At 53.3% G+C, this 17,748-nt stretch carries 15 protein-coding genes and 1 rRNA gene; 8 read left to right on the top strand and 8 right to left on the bottom strand.

Going from position 1 to position 17,748, the window contains the following annotated elements; genetic code table 11:
- The first annotated feature begins 46 nt into the window (after positions 1–46).
- A 5S ribosomal RNA gene (gene rrf, locus GNG26_RS22205) occupies positions 47–162 on the top strand.
- 90 nt (positions 163–252) lie between these two features.
- Here the strand turns inward: rrf and mobB are convergent.
- Positions 253–756, bottom strand: coding sequence for a molybdopterin-guanine dinucleotide biosynthesis protein MobB (gene mobB, locus GNG26_RS22200; protein ID WP_156240103.1), 504 nt, complete (start codon positions 754–756; stop codon positions 253–255).
- Entirely contained in the window at positions 753–1,337 is a 585-nt protein-coding gene (gene mobA, locus GNG26_RS22195; RefSeq protein WP_156240102.1) for a molybdenum cofactor guanylyltransferase MobA, read from the bottom strand. Before mobA ends, mobB begins: the two co-directional genes overlap by 4 nt.
- 68 nt (positions 1,338–1,405) lie before the next feature.
- Here mobA and GNG26_RS22190 point away from each other — a divergent pair, with 68 nt between their 5' ends.
- The 3 genes from GNG26_RS22190 to dsbA all read left to right on the top strand — a co-directional run bounded on the left by GNG26_RS22190 (position 1,406) and on the right by dsbA (position 3,388).
- On the top strand, positions 1,406–1,675 hold the full coding sequence (locus GNG26_RS22190; protein ID WP_039032193.1) for a YihD family protein: 270 nt from the start codon (positions 1,406–1,408) through the stop codon (positions 1,673–1,675).
- A gap of 75 nt (positions 1,676–1,750) precedes the next feature.
- Positions 1,751–2,737, top strand: a complete 987-nt coding sequence (locus GNG26_RS22185; RefSeq protein WP_103825300.1) for a serine/threonine protein kinase — start codon at positions 1,751–1,753, stop codon at positions 2,735–2,737.
- 27 nt (positions 2,738–2,764) lie between these two features.
- A complete protein-coding gene (gene dsbA, locus GNG26_RS22180) occupies positions 2,765–3,388 on the top strand; it encodes a thiol:disulfide interchange protein DsbA (RefSeq protein ID WP_103177586.1) in 624 nt (207 codons plus the stop codon).
- 15 nt (positions 3,389–3,403) lie between these two features.
- Here dsbA and GNG26_RS22175 read toward each other — a convergent pair whose 3' ends face one another.
- Positions 3,404–4,312, bottom strand: coding sequence for an acyltransferase (locus GNG26_RS22175; protein WP_103825299.1), 909 nt, complete (start codon positions 4,310–4,312; stop codon positions 3,404–3,406).
- Positions 4,313–4,748: 436 nt separating this feature from the next.
- Here GNG26_RS22175 and polA point away from each other — a divergent pair, with 436 nt between their 5' ends.
- Complete coding sequence (gene polA, locus GNG26_RS22170; protein ID WP_156240101.1) at positions 4,749–7,541, top strand: DNA polymerase I; 2,793 nt, start codon at positions 4,749–4,751, stop codon at positions 7,539–7,541.
- A 312-nt stretch (positions 7,542–7,853) separates the two neighbouring features.
- Here polA and yihA read toward each other — a convergent pair whose 3' ends face one another.
- A complete protein-coding gene (yihA, locus tag GNG26_RS22165; protein ID WP_103177583.1) occupies positions 7,854–8,480 on the bottom strand; it encodes a ribosome biogenesis GTP-binding protein YihA/YsxC in 627 nt (208 codons plus the stop codon).
- A 582-nt stretch (positions 8,481–9,062) separates the two neighbouring features.
- Here yihA and yihI point away from each other — a divergent pair.
- Positions 9,063–9,575, top strand: coding sequence for a Der GTPase-activating protein YihI (gene yihI, locus GNG26_RS22160; protein WP_103177582.1), 513 nt, complete (start codon positions 9,063–9,065; stop codon positions 9,573–9,575).
- Between the two features lie 188 nt (positions 9,576–9,763).
- The gene (gene hemN, locus GNG26_RS22155; protein WP_114388327.1) at positions 9,764–11,137 is read left to right on the top strand and encodes an oxygen-independent coproporphyrinogen III oxidase; all 1,374 of its coding nucleotides are present in this window, start codon (positions 9,764–9,766) and stop codon (positions 11,135–11,137) included.
- 73 nt (positions 11,138–11,210) lie between these two features.
- On the opposite strand, the gene GNG26_RS22150 is transcribed toward hemN, so the two are convergent.
- From GNG26_RS22150 to glnA, 4 genes are all read right to left on the bottom strand, one after another.
- Complete coding sequence (locus tag GNG26_RS22150; RefSeq protein ID WP_103825295.1) at positions 11,211–11,321, bottom strand: YshB family small membrane protein; 111 nt, start codon at positions 11,319–11,321, stop codon at positions 11,211–11,213.
- Between the two features lie 111 nt (positions 11,322–11,432).
- Positions 11,433–12,845: a nitrogen regulation protein NR(I) gene (gene glnG, locus GNG26_RS22145; protein WP_103177579.1), complete on the bottom strand. Its 1,413-nt coding sequence runs from the start codon at positions 12,843–12,845 to the stop codon at positions 11,433–11,435.
- An 11-nt stretch (positions 12,846–12,856) separates the two neighbouring features.
- On the bottom strand, positions 12,857–13,906 hold the full coding sequence (glnL, locus tag GNG26_RS22140; RefSeq protein ID WP_103177578.1) for a nitrogen regulation protein NR(II): 1,050 nt from the start codon (positions 13,904–13,906) through the stop codon (positions 12,857–12,859).
- Positions 13,907–14,094: 188 nt separating this feature from the next.
- Positions 14,095–15,504: a glutamate--ammonia ligase gene (glnA, locus tag GNG26_RS22135; RefSeq protein WP_103825293.1), complete on the bottom strand. Its 1,410-nt coding sequence runs from the start codon at positions 15,502–15,504 to the stop codon at positions 14,095–14,097.
- 388 nt (positions 15,505–15,892) lie between these two features.
- On the opposite strand from glnA, the gene typA reads away from it, so the two are divergent.
- Positions 15,893–17,716, top strand: a complete 1,824-nt coding sequence (typA, locus tag GNG26_RS22130) for a ribosome-dependent GTPase TypA (RefSeq protein WP_103177576.1) — start codon at positions 15,893–15,895, stop codon at positions 17,714–17,716.
- Positions 17,717–17,748 lie beyond the last annotated feature (32 nt).

The following is a 17,748-nucleotide window of genomic DNA, read 5'->3' as shown; positions in this document are numbered from 1 at the left end:
CGGTGGGTTTGAGAAGATTTTCAGCTGATACAGATTACAGAATTTGCCTGGCGGCTGTAGCGCGGTGGTCCCACCTGACCCCATGCCGAACTCAGAAGTGAAACGCCGTAGCGCCGATGGTAGTGTGGGGTCTCCCCATGCGAGAGTAGGGAACTGCCAGGCATCAAACAAGTGAAAAGCCCATCCTCACGGATGGGCTTTTTGCGTTGGGCGTCAGAAAAGCCGGGTGACGGCTTCGCCTTACCCGGCCTACTACGACCTCATCCATTGTTGAATGAACCCGACGATCTCCTCCGCATTATTGATATCCAGGACCGGTACCTGAAGCGACAGTGAAATATCACTGGCCACCGCGATAACATGTTCATCAAGCGTTAATTCATTAATCCCATGTCCGGTATCACTGCGAAACAGCAGGATCTTTGCCACCGGTTCATGCTTAAAACCCTCTACCAGGACCAGATCCAGCGTCGAATGATCCATCCGACTGATAAGGTAAGGCAGATCAAGGTCCTTCTCGTTCGGTGTCTCGGTCATTAAGGCCCAACGTTTACTGCTGGCAACAATGGTTTGTGCCGCGCCAGCTCTGCGCAGTTCATAGCTGTCCTTACCAGGAATATCGACATCCATATTGTGATGAGTGTGTTTGATAAGCCCGGGGCGTACACCTCTGGCGCAGAGCGCCGGGATAATGGCTTTTAACAGGGTGGTTTTCCCCGTACCGCTCCAGGCGGCGATCGCTAAAACAGGTATCATTTGTGCCTCTGCATAGTGTCTATCTGTTCGAGAGTATTGATGTTAATAAACGCCTGTTTCATATCGCTAAAATCGACAGAATGTCCACCGGCCTGTCGCATAAAGACCATCACCCGACGCTCTCCCGCCGCCAGGTAGTTCTTTAATTCCGGCATCAGCTGACGGTGCATTAGCGCAATGGTTGGATGATCGCGTTCGCCGTCATGCGCCCAGACAACCGCTGACGTTTCCCTGTATTTAACAAAGCGCTCAGCCAGACAATCGGGGATAAACGGTGTATCGCAGGGGCAAAACAGAAACCACTCGGCATCGCACTGCTGCATAACAGAAAGCATGCCCGCCAGCGGCCCCGGGTAATCAGCCAGCGAGTCGGGATAGACGGGGTGTCCACTTTCCCGGTAAACGGCGAGGTTTTTGTTAGCACTGATGGCTAGCGTACTCACTTGTTTACTCAGCGTGTGTGCCACGTGCTGCCATAACGGTGTGCCGTTCAACGTCTGCAGGCCCTTATCGACTCCCCCCATGCGGGATGCCTTGCCGCCGGCTAACACCACACCCGTGATCGTGCTTATCTGGCTCAACAATATCGCCTCTTTTATTGTGGGATTGACCCTGCTAACGTGTCACTCTCAATGAAAGGAGTATTACCATGAAATGTAAACGTCTGAATGAAGTTATTGAACTTCTCCAGCCAGCCTGGCAAAAAGAGCCAGAGCTTAACCTCGTGCAATTCTTACAGAAACTGGCGCAGGAGTCAGGTTATGAAGGCGAACTGGCCGACCTTTCCGATGACATCCTGATCTATCACCTGAAAATGCGCGATTCCGGTAAAGATGCTGTCATCCCCGGTATTCAGAAAGATTACGAAGAGGATTTCAAAACAGCCCTGCTGCGCGCACGTGGCGTAATTAAAGAGTAAAAGCTTGTAAGAGGCGCCACCGAAATCGCCGTTAAATGATATCCTCAATCATTCGTATAATTTCCGGATGATCGGATGAACGACCAGGCCTTTACTTTCCAGACCTTACACCCGGATACCATTATGGATGCTCTGTTTGAGCAGGGCATCCGGGTGGACTCAGGTCTGACCCCATTAAACAGCTATGAAAACCGCGTCTACCAGTTTCAGGATGAGGATCGTCAGCGCTTCGTCGTGAAATTTTATCGTCCGCAGCGCTGGTCAGCCGATCAGATTGAGGAAGAGCATCAGTTCGCCCTCGACCTGGTAGCCGATGACGTTCCCGTTGCCGCACCTCTGCAATTCAATGGTCAGACGCTGCTGTCGCATCAGGGTTTTTATTTTGCCGTTTTCCCAAGCCTCGGTGGCCGGCAATTTGAAGCCGATAATATCGATCAGATGGAATGGGTTGCCCGTTATTTAGGGCGCATTCATCAGACGGGAAAGAAGAGCGTCTTTTCTTCGCGTCCCACAATCGGCATTGCGGAATATCTGCTCGAACCGCGTCAGGTATTTGAAACCTCCACGCTCATCCCCTCAGGGCTGAAAGCTGAATTTCTGGCCGCAACGGATAATTTAATTAACGCTGTCACAGCGCGCTGGGATAACAACGTTAAAACGCTGCGCCTGCACGGTGATTGCCATGCCGGAAATATCCTCTGGCGCGACGGGCCATTATTTGTCGATCTCGATGATGCGAGAATGGGGCCAGCGATTCAGGATCTCTGGATGCTGCTGAATGGCGATAAGGCTGAGCAGCGAATGCAGCTTGAGACGATTATCGAAGCCTATGAAGAGTTCACCCCTTTTAATTCAGACGAAATTGCATTAATCGAACCTTTACGCGCCATGCGTTTTGTTTATTATCTTGCATGGTTAATCAGGCGTTGGGACGACCCCGCTTTCCCCAGAAACTTCCCGTGGCTTACCGGAGAAGATTACTGGCGTAACCAGATATCCACATTTATTGAACAGGTAAAGGTTCTGCAGGAACCCCCTTTGCAATTAACGCCAATGTATTAATCGAACACATCCAGGAGAGAGTTGATCATGAAAAAAATATGGCTGGCGCTGGCAGGTATGATTCTGGCATTTAGCGCTTCGGCTGCACAGTTCACCGATGGTAAACAGTATATTACCCTCGACAAACCTGTAGCCGGAGAACCTCAGGTACTGGAGTTCTTCTCATTCTATTGCCCGCACTGCTATGAGTTCGAGCAGGTTCTGCATGTTTCCGAAAACGTGAAGAAGAAGCTGCCTGAAGGCACCAAAATGACCAAGTATCACGTTGAGTTCCTTGGCCCGCTGGGCAAAGACTTAACGCAGGCGTGGGCAGTCGCTATGGCCCTGGGCGTGGAAGACAAAATCACTGCACCGATGTTTGAAGCCGTGCAGAAAACCCAGTCTGTACAGACCACTGCTGATATCCGTAAGGTATTCGTCGATGCAGGCGTTAAGGGCGAAGAATACGATGCAGCCTGGAACAGCTTTGTCGTGAAATCTCTCGTGGCACAGCAGGAAAAAGCGGCCGCCGATCTGCAACTGCGTGGCGTTCCAGCCATGTATGTTAACGGTAAGTACCAGCTGAATATGCAGGGTATGGATACCAGCAGCATGGACATCTTCGTGCAGCAGTATGCCGACACTGTGAAGTATCTGGTTGAGAAGAAGTAATAAAGAAAACGCCGGTCAATGACCGGCGTTGTTGTATTGGGCTTTAATCCTGTCGATTAGCGCATCTTTTTCCGTCCACAGCGTGTTCAGCCAGAGCTGGAAACGCCGCTTAAAGTTCTTATCGTTAACATAGTCCCCATGTAACTCTTCCGCCACAGGCACCAGATCAATTCGCACCACGATCCGGGTTAACTTGCCGCTGAGCATATCGTAAAACGGCGTCTTGTCGTTCTCCGGATAACAGAGCGTCACGTCCAGTAATTTATCGAACTGTTGGCCCAGTACGTTAAGCGCCATGGCGATCCCCGCCGCTTTTGGCGGCAGCAGGTTGCTGTACGGTGAGCGGGTTTGCTGCTTTTTCTCTTCGGTAAAGCGAGAGCCTTCCACAAAATTGACGATGGTGGTGGGGTGCGCGCGAAACTTCTCGCAGGAGCGGCGTGTCGTTTCGACATCTTTGCCGCGGCGTTCAGGGTGGCGGATCAGATAACTACGGGAATAGCGCTTCATAAACGGCATATCCAGCGCCCAACAGGCGAGCCCAATAAAGGGTACCCAGGCGAGCTGCTGTTTAAGGAAGTACTTATTCATCGGAATGTGTTTGCGGAACAGTACGCATAACACCACGATATCGGCCCAGCTATGGTGGTTGCAGATAAGCAAATACCAGTTTTTCTTGTTAAGCCCTTCCAGACCCTGAACATCCCATTTCAGATGTGGATTAAGACGCAGAAGCACCGCCAGACCTTCACACCAGCAGTACATCATAACGTTACAGAATGCAGATACGGCACGCCAGACAACGGGGATCGGTAATAGCAGTTTAATTATTCCGGCGATGATGATCGGCACAGAACAGGCGATGGTGACCAGAATAGTTAATGCGATACTTAAGAAGAGGGTGATCGCAGCCAGGAGTCTAGACATGATGAATTTTTTCAGGTGGTTAGCTATGAATGGCGCCTGATAAACAGACGCAGGGCGCTGATTTTACCAGAAAACGGTTAAAGGATGGCGCTTTAACTTGGCGGGAAAGCTGATTTGTATGCGCTGTGGAGAAAAATCCTGTTATGCCGATCCTGCGTGGCTTATATCCACATGGAGTAAATTGTCATCAATCGAAAATATGAGATCGTGATCAAATCACAACTCATTGATTATTAATGTTAATAATTATCTCATCGATCCTTATTAAGCACATTTAATCCAAGTTACAGAAAATATTCACAAACTTATCCACAGTTTTAATTTGCGAGCGATCCTCAGGATCACAAAATCTTTGGCTGTATTGGCCGTGAAAAACTGATGTTTTCATCCTTCTGTGGCATCCTTTATTCATAAATTACTTAAAGGCACGGACATTATGGTTCAGATCCCCGAAAATCCGCTTATTCTCGTCGACGGCTCGTCTTACCTCTATCGGGCATATCACGCCTTTCCTCCGCTGACTAACAGTGCGGGAGAGCCTACGGGCGCAATGTATGGTGTGCTGAACATGCTGCGTAGCCTGATCATGCAGTATCAGCCAAGCCATGCCGCCGTGGTCTTCGATGCGAAAGGCAAAACTTTCCGGGATGAGCTGTTCGAACATTACAAATCTCATCGTCCGCCGATGCCGGACGATCTGCGCGCGCAAATTGAGCCTCTGCATAAGATGGTAAAAGCGATGGGGCTGCCTTTGATGGCCGTCTCGGGCGTAGAAGCGGACGATGTTATCGGTACGCTGGCGCGTGAAGCTGAGAAAATGGGCCGCCCGGTCCTGATCAGCACCGGCGATAAAGATATGGCTCAGCTGGTCACGCCGGGGATCACCCTGATTAACACCATGACCAATACCATTCTTGGGCCGGAAGAGGTCGTCGCTAAGTATGGCGTGCCGCCGGAACTGATCATCGACTTCCTCGCGCTGATGGGCGACTCCTCCGATAACATTCCTGGCGTACCGGGCGTGGGCGAAAAGACGGCCCAGGCGCTGCTGCAAGGTCTGGGCGGGCTGGATACGCTGTATAGCGAGCAGGATAAAATCGCCGGGCTGACCTTCCGCGGTGCCAAAACCATGGCCGCTAAGCTTGAGCAAAACAAAGAGGTGGCCTACCTCTCCTATCAGCTGGCAACCATCAAAACAGACGTCGAACTGGATCTGACCTGTGAACAGCTGGAAGTGCAGCAACCAGCCATCGAAGAGCTGCTAGGCCTGTTTAAGCAGTACGAGTTCAAACGCTGGATAACCGATGTCGAAGCGGGGAAATGGCTGCAGGCGAAAGGGGCTAAACCGGCGGCTAAGCCAAAAGAAACCCTGGTGATCGATGCAGAAGAGGAGCCGGAAGAAGAAGCCAGCGTGCTCTCTTCTGAGCATTACGAAACCATTCTGGATGAAGCGCAGCTGCAACGCTGGATTGAAAAGCTACAGCAGGCACCGGTATTCGCTTTCGATACCGAAACCGACAGCCTCGATAATGTCTCCGCCAATATGGTGGGCCTCTCCTTTGCCACAGAGCCGGGCGTTGCCGCCTATGTGCCGGTTGCCCACGACTATCTGGACGCGCCTGAACAGATCGCCCGTGAGCGCGTGCTCGAACTCCTTAAGCCGATCCTTGAAGATGAAAAAGCACTCAAGGTGGGGCAAAACCTGAAGTTCGATCGCGGTATCCTGCAGAACTATGGTATTGAGCTGCGCGGCATTGCGTTCGATACCATGCTGGAGTCCTATATCCTCGACAGCGTCGCCGGTCGTCACGATATGGATTCGCTCTCCGACCGCTGGCTGAAGCATAAAACCGTCACCTTTGAGCAGATCGCCGGTAAGGGTAAGAATCAGCTGACCTTTAACCAGATCGCCCTGGAAGAAGCGGGACACTATGCGGCAGAAGATGCTGACGTCACGCTGCAACTGCATTTAAAGATGTGGCCGAAGCTGCAAAAACACGCCGGGCCGCTGAACGTGTTCCAGAATATTGAGATGCCGCTGGTGCCGGTTCTGTCCCGCATCGAGCGCAACGGCGTGAAAATCGATCCGGCTGTGTTGCACAAGCACTCAGAAGAGATCGCCCTGCGTCTGCACGAGCTGGAACAAAAAGCGCATGAGATCGCCGGCGAGCCCTTTAATCTCTCGTCCACTAAACAGCTGCAGACCATCCTGTTTGAAAAGCAGGGTATCAAGCCACTGAAAAAAACGCCGGGCGGGGCGCCTTCCACCTCTGAAGAGGTGCTTGAGGAGCTGGCGCTGGACTATCCTCTGCCAAAAGTGATCCTTCAGTATCGTGGGCTGGCAAAGCTGAAATCGACCTACACCGATAAGCTGCCGTTGATGATCAACCCAAAAACGGGCCGCGTACACACCTCTTACCATCAGGCGGTAGCGGCTACCGGGCGACTCTCCTCAACCGATCCTAACCTGCAAAACATTCCGGTGCGTAATGAAGAAGGGCGCCGTATCCGTCAGGCGTTTATTGCGCCAGAGGATTACGTCATTGTCTCTGCTGACTATTCACAGATTGAGCTGCGTATCATGGCGCACCTCTCCCGGGATAAAGGGCTGTTGACCGCCTTTGCGGAAGGGCAGGATATTCACCGGGCCACGGCAGCCGAAGTGTTTGGTATGCCGCTGGAGAGCGTCACCGGGGAACAGCGCCGCAGCGCGAAGGCGATCAACTTTGGCCTTATCTACGGCATGAGCGCCTTTGGCCTCTCCCGCCAGCTCAATATTCCGCGCAAAGAGTCGCAGAAGTATATGGATCTCTATTTCGAGCGCTACCCGGGCGTGCTGCAATATATGGAGAACACGCGCGCCCAGGCGAAAGAAAAAGGCTATGTCGAAACCCTGGAAGGGCGTCGCCTCTATCTGCCGGACATCAAATCCAGCAATGCGGCCCGCCGTGCCGGTGCCGAACGTGCGGCAATCAACGCCCCGATGCAGGGGACGGCGGCAGATATCATTAAACGTGCGATGATCGCCGTTGATGCCTGGCTGGAGAAAGAGCAGCCGCGGGTGCGGATGATCATGCAGGTGCACGATGAACTGGTGTTTGAGGTGCATAAAGACGATTTGGAACCGGTCTCGAAAAAGATCCATGAACTGATGGAGAACAGCGTCAAACTGGATGTGCCGTTGCTGGTAGAAGTCGGTCAGGGAGAAAACTGGGATCAGGCTCACTAACTCTTTCTGGGATATGAACACTTTCTGTAAGTAAGCAACATATCCATGAACGTTTTGTGACGATCATTAGAATTCCCTATGTAAAGAATGAAAAAAAACTACAAAAAGTGCTTTGTCTATAGTCTAAAAAAGGGTAGAGTTATTCGCGTAGGGTACAGAGGTAAGATGTTCTATCTTTCAGACCTTTTACTTCACGTAATCGGATTTGGCTGAATATTTTAGCCGCCCCAGTCAGTAATGACTGGGGCGTTTTTTATTGCGGCAAAGAAAAGTTCAGCGCAAAAAAAAGCGCGGACATCGCCGCGCTCATCATTACTCATCCGCTTCTGACGCGGGTTCCAGCTCGCTGTACCAGATATCCAGTTTCTCACGCAGTTTGTCCACGCCTTGCTTCTTCAGCGAAGAAAACGCCTCTACCTGGATGTCGCCGTTAAACGCCAGCACGGCTTCACGCACCATATTCACCTGCGCTTTACGCGCGCCGCTGGCCAGCTTGTCGGCTTTGGTGAGCAGTACCAATACCTGGATCCCGCTCTCTACGGCCCAGTGGATCATCTGCTGATCGAGATCTTTAAGCGGATGGCGAATATCCATCAGGACGACCAGGCCCTTCAGACACAGGCGTTTTTCCAGGTATTCCCCCAGCGCGCGCTGCCACTTGAGTTTCATCTCTTCCGGAACTTCTGCATAGCCATAGCCTGGCAGGTCAACCAGGCGCTTGCCCGGTGCGACTTCGAACAGGTTAATCAGCTGGGTGCGGCCAGGCGTTTTAGAGGTACGCGCCAGGCTTTTCTGATTGGTCAGGGTATTCAGAGCGCTGGATTTCCCCGCGTTGGACCGGCCAGCAAATGCCACTTCAAGACCCGTATCGGCGGGTAAATGGCGAATATCAGGCGCACTGAGGAGAAAATGCGTCTGGTGATAATTCAGGTTGGTCACGTGGTTGTCTCCAGAAATTCGTAACGTTGGGGGGATTATACCTGAACAGAGAGAAAAGGCTTTTCCCATCGGCAACCCGGCTGTAAGTAAAAACCCTGGGCTTTGTGAGAGATCTGCCATTTTAACTATGGGATATTTAAGAAAAATCGCAGCGCTTTAAAAAATCAAAACGATTAAAATCAAACTATTAACGGTTAGTCTTAGTCTGAAAGTCGCGGAAAATGGCCGTTTGTGGCTTGTGAGTTCAGCCTGAAACGGTAAAGTAGCGTTCAACGGCGAGGATGCCGACAGGAACCGGACTTAAGGACAAGGGTCAGGAGCGCCAGGAGGCGAAGACACAGGAAAGTCAGGAAGACGAACGCCTTGGAGGCGTTAAAAAAGGAAATGGAACCTATCACGGACGGTACCTGCTAAGGGATAGACAGGGTTAGTCGTAAGCAAACAAGGATTGTCAGACCCGTAACGGGTTGTGAGTCAGGAAAAAAGGCGACAGATTGCTCTGTCGCCTTTTTTCTTTGCTTGCTTTCTGCTAGATTTCGCCGCAATTCTATACTCAAGAAAACGACTTAAAGACAAAACACCATGAAAAAACCGACCTCCGCTGCAGGCGCTAAACGTCCTGCTAAAGCACGCCGCAAAACGCGCGAAGAACTGAATCAGGAAGCGCGCGATCGCAAACGCGAGAAAAAACATCGTGGTCATGCTGCGGGTAGCCGCGCGAGTGGCGGTACTTCGGGCGCGTCTGCGAATAACAAGCAGCAGAAAGACCCGCGTATCGGCAGTAAAAAACCGGTTCCATTAGGCGTGACCGATGCCCCGGTCACCAGGCAGCACAAACCGAAGAGCGAGAAACCTATGCTTTCACCGCAGGCTGAGCTGGATTTGCTGGAGAATGATGAGCGCCTGGACGCGCTGCTGGAACGTCTTGAAGAGGGTGAAACCCTGAATGCCGAAGAGCAGTCATGGGTGGATGCCAAACTGGATCGCATCGATGAACTGATGCAGAAGCTTGGCCTCTCTTACGACGATGAAGACGAAGAGGAAGAAGAAGAGAAACAGGAAGATATGATGCGCCTGTTGAAAGGTGGAAACTAACATTTGCACCCGGCAGGTTCTATTGTCCTGCTAATAACCCTTCCGGTTATATGTTATCTGGTGTGGTTATTCGTTAAACTACGGCGGTTGTCGCGGCGACAGAAGTGGCTGCGCACCCGATTCATGGCCCGCACAGGGGGCAGAACGGGCCGCCGTATACGAACGCGACACCAACGGAAGGAGTGAGCATGTCTGTAGCAACCATCGACTGGGATCTGGCCCTGATCCAGAAATATAACTATTCCGGGCCGCGTTATACCTCGTATCCCACTGCGCTGGAGTTTTCCGACGCTTTTGGTGATAGCCAATTCCAGCAGGCGGTGGCGCGTTACCCTGACCGCCCGCTCTCTCTGTATGTTCATATCCCGTTCTGCCACAAGCTCTGCTATTTCTGTGGCTGCAACAAAATTGTGACCCGCCAGCAGCATAAAGCGGATCAGTATCTGGATGCGCTTGAGCAGGAGATCCTGCACCGTGCGCCGCAGTTTGCCGGTCGTCACGTCAGCCAGCTCCACTGGGGCGGCGGTACACCGACCTACCTGAATAAAGCGCAAATCAGCCGTCTGATGTCCCTGCTGCGGAATAACTTCCGCTTCAATGGCGATGCTGAAATCTCTATCGAAGTAGACCCGCGGGAAATCGAGCTGGATGTGCTCGATCATCTGCGTGCCGAAGGGTTTAACCGCCTGAGTATGGGCGTGCAGGACTTTAATAAAGAGGTCCAGCGGCTGGTGAATCGCGAACAGGATGAAGAGTTCATTTTTGCTCTGTTAAACCATGCCCGGGAGATTGGCTTCACCTCCACCAACATCGATCTGATTTATGGCCTGCCGAAGCAGACGCCAGACAGTTTCGCCTATACGTTAAAGCGCGTGGCGGAACTCAACCCGGACCGCCTGAGCGTCTTCAACTATGCGCATCTGCCGACGCTGTTTGCTGCCCAACGCAAAATCAAAGATGCCGATCTGCCTTCCGCGCAGCAAAAACTGGATATCCTGCAGGAAACCATCACGTCGTTGACCCAGACCGGCTACCAGTTCATCGGCATGGATCACTTTGCCCGCCCGGATGACGAGCTGGCGATTGCCCAGCGCGAGGGCGTTCTGCATCGTAACTTCCAGGGCTACACCACCCAGGGCGATACGGATCTGCTGGGGATGGGCGTATCGGCCATCAGCATGATTGGCGACTGCTATGCGCAGAACCAGAAAGAGCTGAAGCTCTACTATCAGCAGGTGGATGAGACCGGCAATGCGCTGTGGCGCGGCATCGCGTTAACCCGCGACGACTGTATTCGCCGGGACGTGATCAAGGCGCTGATCTGTAACTTCCGTCTCGACTTCAGCGCGGTGGAAGCGCAGTGGGATCTCGTTTTTAAAGACTACTTTGTGGAAGACATGAAGCTGCTGGCGCCGCTGGCGAAAGATGGGCTGGTGGAGGTGACGGAGAGTGCGATTGAGGTTACGCCGAAAGGGCGCCTGTTGATTCGTAATATCTGTATGTGCTTCGATGCCTATCTGCGGCAGAAAGCCCGTATGCAGCAGTTCTCGCGGGTGATTTAAGCCGCATTGCCGGGTGGCGGCTTCGCCTTACCCGGCCTACATTTCGCGCTTTGTAGGCCGGGTAAGCGAAGTGCTAGCTAAACAACCCCACCAGCGCCGCACACAGCACAGCTGCAACTGCCGTTTGCGGCGTATGGCTTTCGACTGCTCCGCTAGTCAACAAATTCACGATTGATTCCAGCATGATGCCCCCCCATTTTTCCGGGCAAGATCATACTCAACTCATCAGTACAGTAAAGCGCAAAATAGCACCACTTTGCGCTTAATTAACTCTCTTTACACAGGGGGAAGGCGATCACTCCATCCCCAGTTCTTTTAACTTACGCGTCAGGGTATTGCGCCCCCAGCCGAGCAGGCGTGCCGCCTCCTGCTTGTGGCCCTGGGTATGGCGCAGCGCGGTGGTCAGCAGCGTGCGCTCCATTTCGGGCTGCGCCTCGGAGAGCAGGTCCTGATGACCGGAGCGCAGGGCGCGATCGGCCCATTGCGCCAGCAGTGTCGCCCAGCTGTCGGGCAGGCTCTGGCCGGTGCTGCTTTCCGGAACATGAGTTTCGAAAAGCTCGGGCGGCAGATCCTGAATCAACACTTCCTGGCCGGCGGCCATGACCGTAAGCCAGCGGCAGGTATTTTCCAGCTGGCGCACGTTGCCCGGCCAGGCCAGACGCGTCAACGCCGCTTCGGTTTCCGGGTGCAGCAGCTTGGCTTCCACGCCCAGTTCGCGGGCGGCATCCTGCAGGAAATGACGCGCCAGGCGCGGGATATCTTCCCGGCGCTCACGCAGCGGCGGCAGGTGTACGCGAATGACGTTCAGACGGTGGAACAGGTCTTCACGGAATTTGCCCTCCTGGACGCGCAGCTCCAGGTTCTGGTGAGTGGCGGCGATAATACGCACATCCACTTTGACCGGGGCGTAGCCGCCCACGCGGTAAAACTGGCCGTCCGCCAGCACGCGCAGCAGACGTGTCTGAACGTCGAGGGGCATATCGCCGATCTCATCCAGGAACAGCGTCCCGCCGTCGGCCTGCTCAAAGCGGCCCTGACGGATGGTGTTGGCGCCGGTAAAGGCCCCTTTTTCATGGCCGAACAGCTCGGACTCAATCAAATCCTTAGGGATCGCCGCCATATTCAGGGCGATAAACGGGGCTTTGACGCGCGGGCTGTGGCGATGCAGGGCATGCGCGACCAGCTCTTTCCCGGTGCCAGACTCGCCGTTAATCAGCACGCTGATGGAGGAGCGTGAAAGGCGACCAATGATGCGAAACACATCCTGCATCGCCGGGGCTTCACCAATGATATCGGTGGTAGGGCCGAAAACCGGGGCATTGCGCGGCTGCTGCTGTTCCTGATAGTGGCTAATGGCGCGTTCAACCAGCGCCACCGCTTCGTCAATATCGAACGGTTTTGGCAGATAATCGAACGCCCCCTGCTGGTAGGCGCTGACGGCAGCATCCAGATCGGAGTGGGCGGTCATTATGATGACCGGAAGCATCGGATGACGCTGCTTAATCTGTTTTAACAGCGCGAGCCCATCCATTCCCGGCATACGGATATCGGACAGCAGCACATCCGGGGTTTTGGTGGTGAGTGCATCAAGCACATCGGCCCCACTCTCAAAAGCGGTACAGCTTAAACCTGCTCCGGTAAGCGCCCGTTCAAGCACCCAGCGGATGGAGCTATCGTCATCAACTACCCAGACTATCCCTCGTTGCATAACCTAACCCTCTATTTCCTGATTGGCAGGTAAACCGAAAACTCGGTATGACCCGGCCAACTGGTAAATTCAATTTTGCCGGAATGCTGATCTATCAAATTACGGGCAATCGATAAGCCAAGCCCGGTCCCGCCTTCACGGCCGCTGACCATCGGGTAAAACAGCGTGTCCTGTAAATGGGAAGGAATGCCCGGGCCGTTATCTTCCACATCAATGCGGGCCGCCAGACGGTAGCGCGTGCCGTGCAGCGTCAGCTGAAAGGCGGTGCGGGTACGCAGAATAATCTCTCCGCCTTCCGCCCCTAATGCCTGCAGGGCGTTGCGCACGATATTCAGTAAAACCTGCTCAATCTGGTCGGGATCGTGCGGCAGTTCCGGCAGGCTGGGATCGTAATCCCGAATTAACCTGACGTTATCCGGCAGCTCCATCGACACCAGCTTGACGACGCGCTCCGCCACTTTATGAATGCTTTCGGTGACATGCATCCCGGGTTGCTGCGGTCCCAGCAGGCGATCCACCAGGTTCCGCAGGCGGTCGGCCTGTTCAATGATGACGTTGGTGTATTCCGCCAGCGCCGGGTCGGGCAGGGCTTTAGTGAGCAGCTGTGCCGCACCGCGCAGGCCGCCGAGCGGATTTTTGATCTCATGGGCGAGGCCGCGCACCAGATCGCGGGCCGCAATCTGCTGAGCATGCTGGAGCTGCTCCTGACTCAGGCGACGCTGGTTATCCATCGGCGCCATCTCCAGCAGAATGAGCCCTTCCGGCAGCCGCTGTGCGGTCAGCGACAGAATATGCGAGCGTCCGTCGATCACCAGCGTCACTTCGTTATCGGTAAAGCCTTGCCCCGCCTGCAGGCTCTCCTGCATCAGGCCGATATTCAGGGAAAAATAACTCAACAGCTCGGGCAGCGGCGCGCCAAACAGTTTGCGTGAACTTTGCGCCAGTAACTGCTGGGCCGCGGGATTGGCGTAATGCACCGCCAGATCGTCATCGACCAGTAAAATGCTGTTGATAAGAGAATTGAGGATCTGCCCAGCATCGGGCAGCGTGCCAGTTGCCATTCAGCAGTCTCCTGGAGTTGTTTGCACTATTTTAGTGCAGTATAGCGTTTTTACGGCGAAAAACGCGTCAGATCAGCTTGTTGGCGGTGAAAAAAGCCCATCCGAAGATGGGCTGAAAAGTTTCCACGGCAACAAAAAAAACGGCTATCAATCTCGCGCGGAAAAGGCCGCGCGACAGGGATTGAAGATTAGACGCTGTAGTACAGTTCGAATTCAACCGGGTGCGGAGTCATGCGAACGCGGTCGTTCTCTTCCATACGCAGTGCGATGTAAGCATCGATCGCTTCGTCAGTGAACACGCCGCCCGCAGTCAGGAACTCGCGGTCTGCGTCCAGTGCGTTCAGTGCTTCTTCCAGAGAACCGGCAACCTGTGGGATCTCTTTCGCTTCTTCTGGCGGCAGGTCGTACAGGTTTTTGTCCATCGCTTCGCCCGGGTGGATCTTGTTCTTGATACCGTCCAGACCCGCCATCAGCAGTGCTGCGAAGCACAGGTATGGGTTAGCAGCCGGGTCCGGGAAGCGCACTTCGATACGACGTGCTTTCGGAGAAGCTACCACCGGAATACGAATAGAAGCAGAACGGTTACGGGCAGAGTAAGCCAGCATTACTGGCGCTTCGTAGCCTGGGACCAGACGCTTGTAAGAGTTAGTGGTTGGGTTCGCCAGGGCGTTGATCGCTTTAGCGTGTTTGATAACACCACCGATGTAGTGCAGTGCCTGCTCGGACAGACCCGCATACTTGTCGCCAGCGAACAGGTTAGTTCCGTTCTTGGACAGGGACATGTGGCAGTGCATACCGGAACCGTTGTCGCCAAACATTGGTTTTGGCATGAAGGTCGCGGTTTTACCGAAGCGGTGCGCAACGTTGTGAACAACGTATTTGTAGATCTGAATTTCGTCCGCTTTCTTGGTCATGGTGTTGAAACGGGTGGCGATTTCGTTCTGGCCAGCAGTTGCAACTTCATGGTGATGGGCTTCAACAACCAGACCCATCTCTTCCATGATCAAACACATGGTAGAACGGATGTCCTGAGAAGAGTCAACCGGTGGAACCGGGAAGTAACCGCCTTTAACGGCTGGACGGTGACCTTTGTTACCGCCTTCGTATTTGGTGGAGGAGTTCCATGCGCCTTCGATATCATCGATAGCAACGTGGGAACCGGAAGTGGTCGCACCAAAACGGATGTCGTCGAACAGGAAGAACTCTGGCTCTGGCCCGAACAGAACGGTGTCTGCGATGCCGGTGGAGCGCAGGTACTCTTCAGCGCGTTTAGCGATAGAGCGTGGGTCGCGGTCGTAGCCCTGCAGGGTGCCTGGCTCGAGGATATCGCAACGGATGATCAAGGTAGACTCTTCGAAGAACGGGTCAATGAGGGCAGTAGATGCGTCAGGCATCAGAACCATGTCGGATTCGTTGATACCTTTCCAGCCACCAATCGAGGAGCCGTCAAACATTTTGCCTTCTTCAAAGAATTCGGCATTCACCTGATGAGCAGGAATAGTGACGTGCTGTTCTTTACCTTTGGTATCGGTGAAGCGCAGATCAACAAACTTCACTTCATGTTCGTTCAGCATCGTCAAAACGTGTTCAGCGGACATACTTAACTCTCCAGATTGGTCATTGTCGTCGTGGTAACGAGGTCTTCAAATTCTGTATAAGGCAGGCGGTGGTGCCTTTTGTTGCCGTATTTTTTATAAAGCGAAATCTGTGCCAACTTTTAAAACACCCCAAAAAGGCGCTATCATGCGCACCGTAGTGCAAAAGGGCTGCACCACGGTGGTTTTGTTGCACCATTATAGTGCTTCAATGTGAACATTGAGCACCATATTGGTGCAATTTACGTTAAAGTGCCCTTTTACCGCTCCGTGAAAGCGATCACAAAGCATCTCTGCGATACTTGTTTGCGGGGGATGTTTGTGATCCTGTTTTGTAGTGCGATTAATCCGTGTACAATAACGCGCTATTTCTAATGCCTGAGGCAAAGTTGTGATCGAAAATCTGCGTAATATCGCCATCATCGCGCACGTTGACCATGGTAAAACTACCCTGGTTGATAAGCTGCTGCAGCAATCCGGTACGTTCGATGCGCGTGCCGAAACTCAAGAACGCGTGATGGACTCCAACGATTTGGAGAAAGAGCGTGGGATTACCATCCTCGCTAAAAACACCGCGATCAAATGGAATGACTACCGTATCAACATCGTTGATACCCCAGGGCACGCCGACTTCGGTGGTGAAGTTGAGCGCGTGATGTCCATGGTGGATTCCGTGCTGCTGGTGGTTGACGCATTTGACGGCCCAATGCCGCAGACGCGCTTCGTAACCAAAAAAGCATTCGCCCATGGCCTGAAGCCAATCGTGGTAATCAACAAAGTTGACCGTCCTGGCGCGCGTCCTGACTGGGTTGTTGATCAGGTCTTCGACCTGTTCGTTAACCTGGATGCAACCGACGAACAGCTGGACTTCCCGATCGTTTATGCGTCTGCGCTGAACGGTATCGCTGGTCTGGACCACGAAGACATGGCTGAAGACATGACCCCGCTGTACCAGGCGATTGTTGACCATGTTCCGGCACCAAACGTCGATCTCGACGGTACCCTGCAGATGCAGATCTCTCAGCTGGACTACAACAACTACGTTGGTGTAATCGGCATTGGTCGTATCAAGCGCGGTAAAGTGAAGCCAAACCAGCAGGTCACTATCATCGATAGCGAAGGTAAAACCCGTAACGGTAAAGTCGGTAAAGTGCTGACTCACCTGGGCCTTGAGCGTATCGAGAGCGACATTGCGGAAGCTGGCGACATCATCGCTATCACCGGTCTGGGCGAGCTGAACATCTCTGACACCATCTGCGACCCGCAGAATGTGGAAGCGCTGCCAGCGCTGTCTGTTGATGAGCCGACCGTAACCATGTTCTTCAACGTCAACACCTCTCCGTTCTGTGGTAAAGAAGGTAAGTTCGTTACCTCCCGTCAGATCCTTGACCGCCTGAACAAAGAGCTGGTGCACAACGTTGCGCTGCGCGTTGAAGAAACCGAAGATGCTGATGCATTCCGCGTTTCTGGTCGTGGTGAGCTGCACCTGTCTGTTCTGATCGAAAACATGCGTCGTGAAGGTTTCGAAATGGCGGTTTCCCGTCCGAAAGTTATCTTCCGTGAAATCGATGGCCGTAAACAAGAGCCATTCGAGAACGTGACGCTGGACGTTGAAGAGCAGCATCAGGGTTCTGTAATGCAGGCTCTGGGTGAGCGTAAAGGCGACCTGAAAAACATGAATCCAGATGGCAAAGGCCGCGTACGTCTCGACTACGTGATCCCAAGCCGTGGTCTGATCGGCTTCCGTTCAGAGTTCATGACCATGACTTCTGGTACCGGTCTGCTGTACTCCACCTTCAGCCACTACGACGACGTTCGTCCGGGCGAAGTGGGCCAGCGTAACAACGGCGTGCTGATCTCCAACGGTCAGGGTAAAGCGGTTGCGTTCGCCCTGTTCAGCCTGCAGGATCGCGGTAAGCTGTTCCTGGGTCACGGTGCAGAAGTTTACGAAGGCCAGATCATCGGTATTCACAGCCGTTCTAACGACCTGACGGTAAACTGCCTGACCGGTAAGAAACTGACCAACATGCGTGCGTCCGGTACTGACGAAGCAACGGTTCTGGTTCCACCGGTTAAGATGACGCTGGAGCAGGCTCTGGAATTCATCGATGACGACGAACTGGTAGAAGTAACACCACAGTCTATCCGTATCCGTAAACGTCACCTGACTGAAAACGATCGTAAACGTGCAATGCGCGGTTCAAAAGAAGATTAATACAGTCAGTCTGTAGGCCGGGTAAGCGCATG

Source organism: Leclercia sp. J807, assembly GCF_009734465.1.
GTDB lineage: Bacteria > Pseudomonadota > Gammaproteobacteria > Enterobacterales > Enterobacteriaceae > Enterobacter.
The sequence above is the reverse complement of the archived record's forward strand: the minus strand, read 5'-3'. Positions and strand labels throughout refer to the sequence as shown.